The organism is Segeticoccus sp. (assembly GCF_035708005.1).
The window spans coordinates 1-2,543 of the sequence record NZ_DASSTI010000060.1 but is presented as its reverse complement, the minus strand read 5'-3'; the positions used below and the strand labels follow the sequence as shown (position 1 = coordinate 2,543).

At 72.8% G+C, this 2,543-nt stretch carries 4 protein-coding genes; all 4 read right to left on the bottom strand.

Translation table 11 applies throughout. The features are described from left to right. Nucleotides 1–1,370, bottom strand: a 1,370-nt coding sequence (gatA, locus tag VFL99_RS06825; RefSeq protein ID WP_325105585.1) for an Asp-tRNA(Asn)/Glu-tRNA(Gln) amidotransferase subunit GatA, incomplete at its 3' end; no start/stop codon positions are given. 64 nt (nt 1,371–1,434) lie between these two features. Continuing rightward, nucleotides 1,435–1,731: an Asp-tRNA(Asn)/Glu-tRNA(Gln) amidotransferase subunit GatC gene (gene gatC / locus VFL99_RS06820; protein ID WP_325105584.1), complete on the bottom strand. Its 297-nt coding sequence runs from the start codon at nt 1,729–1,731 to the stop codon at nt 1,435–1,437. 73 nt (nt 1,732–1,804) lie between these two features. After that, the gene (locus VFL99_RS06815; protein WP_325105583.1) at nt 1,805–2,026 is read right to left on the bottom strand and encodes a hypothetical protein; all 222 of its coding nucleotides are present in this window, start codon (nt 2,024–2,026) and stop codon (nt 1,805–1,807) included. A gap of 34 nt (nt 2,027–2,060) precedes the next feature. Further along, nucleotides 2,061–2,543, bottom strand: a 483-nt coding sequence (locus VFL99_RS06810) for a mycothiol transferase (RefSeq protein ID WP_325105582.1), incomplete at its 5' end; no start/stop codon positions are given.

Sequence of the window (2,543 nt, the reverse complement as noted above, 5' to 3'; positions counted from 1 at the left end):
GGCAGGCCGTCGGAGAGCCCGCACGGCACCGAGATGCCGGGTCCCCCGTACAGGTTGGTCGGGATGGTGAACAGGTCGGCCAGGTACATCTGGTAGGGGTCGGAGGTGCGCTCGCCGATCGGGAACGCCACGAACGGGGTGGTCGGCGAGATCAGCGCGTCCACCTGCTCGAACGCCGCAGTGAAGTCCCGGGTGATCAGGGTGCGGACCTTCTGCGCCTGCCCGTAGTAGGCGTCGTAGTAGCCGCTGGACAGCGCGTAGGTGCCGAGGATGATGCGGCGCTTGACCTCGTCGCCGAACCCGGCGTCGCGGCTGGCCGCCATCACCTGCTCCGCCGACGGGCTGGGCACCCCGTCCGGGCCGACGCGCAGGCCGTAGCGCATGGCGTCGAAGCGGGCCAGGTTGGAGGACGCCTCGCTGGGCAGGATGAGGTAGTAGGCCGCGAGGCCGTAGGCGAAGTGCGGGCAGGAGACGTCGACGACCTCCGCACCGGCGCCGGTGAGCAGCTGCACGGCCTCGTCGAACCGGCGCTGCACCCCCTCCTGGTAGCCCTCGCCGGTGAGCTCGCGCACGATGCCGACGCGCAGGCCGGTGAGGTCACCGCGTCGGGCAGCGTCCACGACCGGCGGGACGGGGGCGTCGATCGAGGTGGAGTCCATCGGGTCGTGGCCACCGATGACCTCGTGCAGCAGCGCGGCGTCGAGCACCGTGCGGGCGCACGGACCGGCCTGGTCGAGGCTGCTCGCCAGTGCCACGAGGCCGTAGCGGGACACGCCGCCGTAGGTCGGTTTGGTGCCGACCGTGCCGGTCACCGCGGCCGGCTGGCGGATCGAGCCGCCGGTGTCGGTGCCGATCGCGAGCGGGGCCATGAAGGACGCGACCGAGGCCGAGGAGCCGCCGCCCGAGCCGCCCGGGATCCGTTCCAGGTCCCACGGGTTGCGGCTCGGGCCGTAGGCGGAGTGCTCGGTGGAGGAGCCCATGGCGAACTCGTCCATGTTGGTCTTGCCCAGGATGGGCAGGCCGGCCGCGCGCAGCCGCGCCACCACGGTGGCGTCGTAGGGCGGGATCCAGCCCTCGAGCATCTTGCTGCCGCACGTGGTGGGCAGGCCCTTGGTGGTCGCGATGTCCTTGACCGCCACCGGGACACCGGCGAGCGCGGGCAGCGCCTCCCCCGCGGCGCGGCGCTGGTCGACCTCGCGGGCGGTGGCGAGCGCACCCTCGGCGTCGACGTGCAGGAACGCGTGGACGTCACCGTCGACGGCGGCGATCCGGTCGAGGTGCGCCTGCACCGCGTCGACGGCGCTGAACTCCTTGGCGGACAACGCCGTCGCGATTTCGGCGGCGCTCAGGCGGGTGATGTCGGCAGTCACAGGGGAAACCTCGCAGCGGTGCGGTTCGGGCGCGGTGGGCAGCGGTCGGAGCGGTGCTCGCCGGTCATTCCTCGTCGAGGATGCGCGGCACCTCGAAGCGCTGGTCCTCGGCCGCGGGGGCCATCGCGAGCGCCTCCTCGGCGGTCAGGCTGGGGCGCACGACGTCATCGCGGGTCACGTTGGTCAGCGGCATCGGGTGCGACATCGGCGGGATGTCCGCGGCCGCCACCTCGTTGACGCTGGCCACGTAGCCCACGATCTGCTCCAGCTGACCGGACAGCTTGTCGAGCTCGGCGTCACTGAGCTGGATGCGGGCGAGCATGGCGACGTGCGCGACCTCGTCACGGGAGAGGGAGGACATGGCGCTCAGTCTACGGGCGGCCCGAGGCGGGACACCGGGGTCACCCTCTCCGGCGTCCGCGGTCGCCGAGCGCTCAGAGCCGGTGCAGCCCGGGGTGGTCCAGGGACAGGTGCACCGAGCCCTCGCCGAAGTCGACGCACACCGCACCGTCTCCCTGGAGACTGGTCACCCGGCCCAGGCCGTAGCGGTCGTGGGTCACCCGGTCACCCTTCTCGAACCGCTCCTGCTCCGGCTCCTGGCCGTGGACGTAGAAGGGGCTGGTGGTGGGGCGCTGGCGTCTGGTCGGCTTGGTCACCCGTCCAGCATGCGCCCTCGCGGCCGGGAACACGTCATCGCGTGCCGGCCCGGAGCACGTCCCGGGTCAGTTCCAGCTGCCCCCGGTGCTGCGCCAGCTCCTCGAAGACGTGCACCACGACGCCGCCCTGGGTGCGGGCGATCGGCAGGCTCGCGTCGGGGTGTCCCTCGGGGAGCGGGCTGCGCGGCGCGGCCTGCGGCTCCAGGCCCTGGAGGTCGCGGGCGAGCTGGTCGCGGGCCTCGCGGGTGCGGCGGACCAGGTCCGCCACCTCGCCCGCGGCCACAAACTCCGCGTCCCGGTCGCGGTGGCTCGGCCGGCCCGCGACCACGTGCCCGCCCCAGAACTCCATGACGCCCAGGCAGTGGGTGAGGATCGCGTATGCCGAGTTCGCACCTTCCAGCCCCGGGCGCTGGTTGGCCAGGTCGTCGCCCAGGCCCTCCACGATCTCGACCATGCCGTCGAGTGCCCGGTCGAGGAACCACATCATGTCGTCGGTGCCGATCACGGCACCCAGTCT

What these genes read in the sequence shown, in the direction of transcription:
- gatC (WP_325105584.1), bottom strand. Translation starts at nt 1,731, where the DNA reads ATGTCCTCCCTCTCCCGTGACGAGGTCGCGCACGTCGCCATGCTCGCC.